Here is a 6,928-nt window from a genome sequence, read left to right as displayed (position 1 = left end):
ACCAGGTGCTCGGCGTGGCAAGACTCGCAGCGAACCCGTAGAAAGCCATGCTCCAGCCGCCCGCATTGGAGAAATTCTTCAAATTCCCGTTGCACATAGCCCGGCAATTCCTTTCCCTGCTCTGCCAAATGGGCAGCGAACGTCTGGTAGTATTCTTCGACAATCCGATAGAGCAGGGTTTGCTCGGGCCGGTGACGCTGGTAACGACCAGTGTTCTCGTCCCGGCTGGCCATCCTGGCCGCCACTTGGGGCATGATCCGCATCCTTGCGATAGCCATAGCTAAACTCGGGTGCCTCGTCATCAGGCCCGAGGCGAATACTGCCAAAGCGTGACAACCCCAACCAGAGTGTAAAAATGACAAAGCCACTGGTCACTAATAAGTACAACCAGCCAAAGTCATCAGCGGTCGCATCCAGTGCTTTTTGCGCTAACTCTTGAACGCCATCAGGGTTACTGACTGTGGCAATTAAAAACAAACCAATAAAGAGTATTGATAGGTAAAAAACGGTTCCTACGTCTCCTAAAAGACGGTTTACCCATTGCTTAAACGTACTCATTACTTTCCTTAGAACTTACTATTTAACTAACTATTTCTTACAGGCAACCACTTGAACGACTGCTCCTTTACCCTGGTGATAGTTTCCTTCAGAGATTTCACGCTCTACTTCAGCACCTATTATAAAATCCAAACCGTTTAGTTCTTGCTGCAACCCTTCAAGCGACATAAACATATCTATTTGCGAGGCAGGAGGACCACCCACTCCATCCATGTCAATATGAGCAGCTGTATAGGCTTCTAGCATAAAGACGCCATTTTCTTTTAATGCAGCCACTGCCTGCTTATGCAATTTCAACCGTAACTCAAGAGGCACATGAGCGAAAATTGAAACGATGCCATCCCAAGCGTCTACGCCTAAATCATACTCATTTAAGTTGGCTACCACTGTGGTGATTTTTACACCCTGTTCAGCCGCCAATTTGTGTGCTTTTTCTAAGCCGACGCTAGACTGGTCAACCGCTGTAACGTCATAACCTTGCTTGGCTAAAAACACAGCATTGCGACCTTCACCTTCGGCTAAGCAAAGAACCTTACCTCCTTTAGGTAATTTAGAAAATTCGGCTTGTAATAAATAAAGGCACTCAAGATTTTTATGCTTATTTTTCTAATTGGGAAGCTGTTCTATTTACCCAAATATCGGAAGATGTTATTTTTGCCTTTAACGAATACGCAGCATTAATACGCGAAGACTTGTTTGTTGCAGATGACGAGGAATTTGAGGTTTTAGCAGTTATAAACCTCTCTCCAACTAAAGATGTTAATGGAAATTATGGTCTAATTTTTTATACCGCAATCGAAGACGAAGAGATCAATGAATATAATGCAGGTATGCTTTTTTCTGATATAGTGCTAGTTTACGATAATGGATATTTTAACACTGTTCGCTTTGAGGACATAATTGATGAAGATCAAGAAACAATATTGGATGAAGGCATTCATAATACAAGAATTGAGATTGAAGGTTATGAGTTTGAAATAAAAATTAAAACCATTTTAGATGAAATATCAAGCGATGATTTTTCAAAAAACTTGGCATTTAATAATAAAATTGAAATTGATATAGACTCTGAATCCGTTAAATTAGGCTCCACTTTAGAAGAAGTCTTAAGCGACATGAAACTAAGTTTATATCTAGGAATTTATTATATAAATCACCACAAACATTCTAATGTTCAAGTTACAAAAGATATGGTTGTTTCTTATGACATTGACACAGAAGGATACGGCTTTATAGTTATCAAATATACTGTTGATACGCGAATCTCAACTTTTAATTAATTTTTCCAACTGTAAAGGAGGATTACCTAATTGAGAATTTAAAACGACTGAAATTGTATGTGAAAGAATTTTTCGAGTGATACGATGAGATAAATGCCATAGATCTCTAGCCCTGACTTTTTGTATATTAAACTGTGCTGTTAGTTGTCCTATGACTGTTTCAATTTTCCTTCGGGCATTCATCAGTATTCTCATCGCTTCTTTGGGTCGATCGTCAACCATATTTTTTCTAAATGGTGTTTGTAAATCAACACACTGTAAATCATAGTATTTTTTTAATTCAGGTCTTAAATACCCTTTATCTGCACCAAGCAAACCATGAATATTCTGTGTAATTTCAGGTGCAACATCTCGTTCATCGCAGTTTGCGGGAGCAAAAGTATAATCTGTAATCATTCCTGAGAAATTAATCACAATATGTCCTTTAAAACCATAATATTTTTCTTGTTTAGCTGCACAATAACTAAAACCTGCATGTTCTTTGAAGTTTTTATGTCTTTTTGCTCGAGCATAGCAACAAACAGGAATAGGAAAACCATCAATAAAATGAATGTTATCGTGCATAAAGGTTTTTCTAACCTTGGTCATAATTTGCTGACTGACTTGCCATAAGTTTGCACAATGTTTACAAAAATTAGGATATGACCCCAATTTTGGAAACCATTCTAAGTAATTGTGTTTAAAATATTTCCAGATATTTTTATCAGAATCCAATCCTAAAAATTCACCTACAATTTGTATCGTAATTATTTCAATATCGGTTAAAGCTGGGGGGAATCCTCTCGTTCTTAATGGCTTTTTGACGATAAGTGAATAGCAAGAGTCTATGAATAAATACACAGAAATGATAAATTCGTAAATGGACATAACATGAGGTAGTTTTCTTAGTCGAAATCTAAATTGTGTTATGTCCTTTTTATTTCAAGAGTTTAGAAAGTTGAGATTCGCGTTGTTGATGAAAAAGATTATTTCACCTCAAAAACCTTTTTAGTTGCTAAAGATGGGGATGTAATACATGATTCACAAGTTATAATTAATATAGCCGATATGGATCTTTCTGACATAACTGATTATTCTGACATAATTGACTATGGTGTTAGCTATGCCTCATATGGTTCAATCAACAGAAATCCATTACTAATTGTGCCAATGGATTTGGATTTTTCGGGTCTAAAATTAGATTTTGAGGTACTAATTTACGATCTCTACGATTTTAATGAAATTTCAAATGAGTTTATTACCGTTTTAATAGGTGAGGATTTTGTATATGACAACACAAGTGTCGGTTTACAATGGATAACGATTAATGCAATCGACTCTAATGATGATACTTATGAATTCCAACTCTTAATTGCTGTCTACGATAACAATGATGAAAACTATGCAATACCTTATCTATCACATGAATTTGTCAATATACTAGGCGATTATAGGTTTCAAGAGGGATATGGTGTCGAAGGCATAAAATACGATGAAGAATCTCAAAAATTTCTTTATGCAGAATATATAGATATATATTATTGGGGAATTGATGAGCCTAAAACTTTTTACTTGTCCGAAACAAATTTTAAAAATGGCTTTTTTGCACTTACTCTAAATGTTTGGGGAATTGACGTAGACTTCACGGTGCCAGTATGAGAGTAAAATACTAAACATATTAAAATCTAATGTTTTGGTTAAATATTAACATATAAAAGTTGTGAAGAATTTAATAATCATCACATCTTTTTTTATGCAAATTTTTATTTGGTTTAAGATTTGTAACCAGTATTAGTAGTTTTTTATATGTAAAAACACCATTATTTTGTATGCTTGCTATATGTCCAATTTAAATGGCAATAGTTGACAAACTGTACGTTTCATCTTATAATTAATTATATAAACTATTAAAGATTATGCAATTAAAGGGAATTTATGGAAAGAAATATTAGGGATTCACAAAATTTCTTACACGATAAAAAATTAGTTAGTAGCCTTGTTGAAAATAGCAATATAAATAATACTGACATTGTATATGAAATAGGTCCGGGAAAAGGCATAATAACCGAACATTTATTAAGAGTAAGTAAAAGTGTAATTGCAATTGAATTAGACACCTCTTTGTATCAATTTTTAAAGCAAAACTTGAATAGTGAAAAACTAACACTTATCAATCAAGATTTTATGAACATAAAACTTCCTGATGGCAATTATAAAGTTTTTTCTAATATACCGTTTAATATGACGGGAGAAATCTTAACAAGATTACTAACAGCAATCAACCCGCCACAAGATATGTATATTATAATGCAGTACGAAGCAATGTTAAAATACGCAGGCACTCCATATTATAAAGACACATTAAAATCACTTATGTTCAAACCGTTATATGATATAAAACTGGCTTATGAGTTTTTGCCTTCAGATTTTAAACCAAAACCCAACGTGTCTATAGTTCTTGTGCATTTCCATAAAAAAGAATATTGTGATATAAAAAAAGCAACAATGTTAGAATATTGGGATTTTTTATCATATATGTATACTGCCCCAGGATTAAATTTTAAACAAAAAACAAAAAATATTTTTTCTTATGAACAGCAAAAACGTTTGAAAAAAATTATCAATTTAGATAGTGAACTAAATTTTTCCGATTGGACATATATTCAATGGATTAAAATGTTCGATACATATAAGCAGTTTGTATGCCAAGACAAGAAAAAACTCGTAGAAGGTTCTTATCAAAAACTTTTAAAAGAACAATCAAAATTAGAAAAAGTCCACAGAAGCAGAACTCAAAGATATTAAATAAAAGGGTACTTAATTGGAAAAAGGTTACTACTTATTTGCATATGAGTATAGGAAGAATAAACGCCGTTTTTCTCCAAGTCCAGCCACTGTAGACCGCGAATGACGGCCTGCTTTGCCAGTGGGTGATTCTGAATCCGGCCCGTGTAGCCATCGATCCCGCCGAAAATTCACCCGTTTTTCCCGACAGCCGGGGCCAACCCAAGCCGCCGGCATAACGCATCCCTGCCGCGGCTGAATTACCGCAGCATCGTGATCGGAATCGTTTGGGACGGGTCAGGTAAACAGACCCGGCGACAGGCCAGCCGGTGGTGCCCGGCTCTCGGGCAACGGGCTGGACTCGTTGGTTTCGGCTTTTTGCTTCAGATGGTCGAGGATCTGCTTGATCACTACCGGATCTTCAATACAGGCAATCACCTTCATGGCACCGCCGCATTCGCTGCAAGTCTCGATGTCGATTTGGAATACACGCTTGAGCCGCTGTGCCCATTTCATCGACGCTCGCCGCCCAGCGGGTGTTGGCGGCTCATCCGATACCTTGACCTTTTTGCTCCCCTTGCCCCTCATGGCAGGTGTAACCAGGGCGCGGTGCTTGCTGTTGGGCGCAAACACCCCATGAAACCGGGTAAGGTTCACACGTGGCTTCGGCACCAACGCCGACAGTCTTGCGATGAAGTCCAGCGGCTCAAAGATCACATGCGTGGTGCCGTCCCGGTACGGCGTCTTAAGCTGGTAGCGCACGTTGCCATTCTTCGTGAGCGACAGCCGTTTCTCAGACACCGCCGGGCGGCTGATGTAGTGGCACAGCCGTTCGAGTTTGCTGCGCTCATGGGCCTTGGCCGCTACGCCGGCATGTAGCGAGAAACCGGCAACCTTACCGGGCATGTCACCAAACTGATCTTCCGGGTCGCAGGCGGGCAGTGTCTGCAGGGTGAACACCTTGCGCCCTGCCTGTGGCCCCACGGCGATGCGATACGTGATGGAATGCCCCAGCAGTGGAGTCATCGCATCTTCATCCACCGCATCCAAGGCCAGGTAACTGTTTTCAGCATCCCGCTCCAGTAGGCCTTGCCGCTCCAAATAGCGGCCGACCCGATGGGCGATGGTGTGCGCCAGTTGGGTGAGTTCGGCGCTGGTCGGCGCCCTGACCCAGAGGAACCGGGCTGTTCCATTGGGACGCTCAACGTACACGCCATCGAGGAACAGCATGTGAAAGTGAATGTTGAGGTTCAGTGCACTGCCGAAGCGCTGGATCAGGGTGACGGCACCGGTCTTGGCCGCTTGGTGGGTATAGCCCGCTTTCTTGACCAGATGCGTGGCGATGACGCGGTAAACGATGCCCAACACCCGGCCCATGACCTCCGGCCGGCTGGCGAACAGAAAGCGCAATTGAAAGGGAAAGCTGAGTACCCATTGGCGCATGGGCTGTACGGGCAGAACCTCATCGACCAGTAGCGCGGCGCTTTCGGCCATACGCCGTGCGCCACAACTAGGACAGAAGCCCCGACGTTTGCAGCTGAACGCAACCAGGTGCTCAGCGTGACACGACTCACAACGCACCCGCAGAAAGCCGTGTTCGAGACGGCCGCATTTGAGGTAGTCGTCAAACTCGCGTTGCACATAGCCGGGCAGTTCCCTGCCCTGCGCCGCCAAATGGGCAGCGAACGTCGGGTAGTATTCTTCGACGATCCGATAGAGCAGGGTTTGCTCGGGCCGGTGACGCTGGTAACGACCAGTGTTCTCGTCCCGGCTGGCCATCCTGGCCGCCACTTGGGGCATGATCCGCATCCTTGCGATACTGTGTTTTTATACAGTTTATCGCTCAGCTGCGAGATATTGAAGTCTCAGCTGTGATGCCAGCCAGTGCCAGACATTGCCTGTGAGTGCCAGTCACTCCCACTCTATTGTAAACAAGACATTTTTATCTTTTATATTCAATGGCTTATTTTCCTGCTAATTGGTAATACCATGAAAAATACCATGCTCAGAAAAGGCTTAACAATATTTTGAAAAATTGCCTACTGAGCGCTGCCGCACAGCTCCATAGGCCGCTTTCCTGGCTTTGCTTCCAGATGTATGCTCTTCTGCTCCTGCAGCTAATGGATCACCGCAAACAGGTTACTCGCCTGGGGATTCCCTTTCGACCCGAGCATCCGTATGAGACTCATGCTCGATTATTATTATTATAGAAGCCCCCATGAATAAATCGCTCATCATTTTCGGCATCGTCAACATAACCTCGGACAGTTTCTCCGATGGAGGCCGGTATCTGGCGCCAGACGCAGCCATTGCGCAGGCGCGTAAGC

6 protein-coding genes and 3 pseudogenes are annotated in these 6,928 nt (G+C 41.6%); 4 read left to right on the top strand and 5 right to left on the bottom strand.

Translation table 11 applies throughout. The annotated features are described in order from the left end of the window. From FTU50_RS14755 to FTU50_RS14750, 3 genes and pseudogenes are all read right to left on the bottom strand, one after another. The coding region (locus FTU50_RS14755) for a transposase zinc-binding domain-containing protein (RefSeq protein WP_180005652.1) at nucleotides 1-254 on the bottom strand (254 nt) is incomplete at its 3' end. Nucleotides 255-288: 34 nt separating this feature from the next. Beyond that, nucleotides 289-558 (bottom strand): annotated as a pseudogene (locus tag FTU50_RS15740) (BCCT family transporter); the annotation flags it as partial. A gap of 30 nt (nucleotides 559-588) precedes the next feature. After that, nucleotides 589-1,101, bottom strand: a pseudogene (locus FTU50_RS14750) (class I SAM-dependent methyltransferase); the annotation flags it as partial. A 149-nt stretch (nucleotides 1,102-1,250) separates the two neighbouring features. Here FTU50_RS14750 and FTU50_RS14745 point away from each other — a divergent pair. Continuing rightward, entirely contained in the window at nucleotides 1,251-1,838 is a 588-nt protein-coding gene (locus tag FTU50_RS14745) for a hypothetical protein (protein ID WP_180005651.1), read from the top strand. On the opposite strand, the gene FTU50_RS14740 is transcribed toward FTU50_RS14745, so the two are convergent. Beyond that, entirely contained in the window at nucleotides 1,824-2,705 is an 882-nt protein-coding gene (locus tag FTU50_RS14740; protein WP_180069852.1) for an IS982 family transposase, read from the bottom strand. The genes FTU50_RS14745 and FTU50_RS14740 overlap by 15 nt on opposite strands. 180 nt (nucleotides 2,706-2,885) lie before the next feature. Between FTU50_RS14740 and FTU50_RS14735 the strand changes: the two genes are divergently transcribed. Together FTU50_RS14735 and erm are read left to right on the top strand one after the other, a co-directional pair. Next, nucleotides 2,886-3,476: a hypothetical protein gene (locus tag FTU50_RS14735; RefSeq protein WP_180005626.1), complete on the top strand. Its 591-nt coding sequence runs from the start codon at nucleotides 2,886-2,888 to the stop codon at nucleotides 3,474-3,476. A 276-nt stretch (nucleotides 3,477-3,752) separates the two neighbouring features. Continuing rightward, nucleotides 3,753-4,622 (top strand): 23S ribosomal RNA methyltransferase Erm, encoded by an 870-nt coding sequence (gene erm, locus FTU50_RS14730; protein ID WP_107318659.1) that lies wholly within the window; start codon nucleotides 3,753-3,755, stop codon nucleotides 4,620-4,622. 276 nt (nucleotides 4,623-4,898) lie between these two features. Here the strand turns inward: erm and FTU50_RS14725 are convergent, their stop codons facing one another. Then, complete coding sequence (locus tag FTU50_RS14725) at nucleotides 4,899-6,401, bottom strand: IS91 family transposase (protein ID WP_138773302.1); 1,503 nt, start codon at nucleotides 6,399-6,401, stop codon at nucleotides 4,899-4,901. Between the two features lie 418 nt (nucleotides 6,402-6,819). Between FTU50_RS14725 and FTU50_RS14720 the strand changes: the two are divergent. Beyond that, a pseudogene (locus FTU50_RS14720) lies at nucleotides 6,820-6,928 on the top strand (dihydropteroate synthase); the annotation flags it as partial.

The sequence above is a fragment of the Acinetobacter sp. YH12112 genome (genome assembly GCF_013418945.1).
In the GTDB taxonomy this organism is placed as follows: Bacteria; Pseudomonadota; Gammaproteobacteria; order Pseudomonadales; family Moraxellaceae; genus Acinetobacter; species Acinetobacter indicus.
This window is presented reverse-complemented; position numbering and strand designations above follow the sequence as displayed.

What these genes read in the sequence shown, in the direction of transcription:
- FTU50_RS14725 (WP_138773302.1), bottom strand. Translation starts at nt 6,401, where the DNA reads ATGCCCCAAGTGGCGGCCAGGATGGCCAGCCGGGACGAGAACACTGGT.
- FTU50_RS14735 (WP_180005626.1), top strand. Translation starts at nt 2,886, where the DNA reads ATGGATCTTTCTGACATAACTGATTATTCTGACATAATTGACTATGGT.
- FTU50_RS14740 (WP_180069852.1), bottom strand. Translation starts at nt 2,705, where the DNA reads ATGTCCATTTACGAATTTATCATTTCTGTGTATTTATTCATAGACTCT.
- erm (WP_107318659.1), top strand. Translation starts at nt 3,753, where the DNA reads ATGGAAAGAAATATTAGGGATTCACAAAATTTCTTACACGATAAAAAA.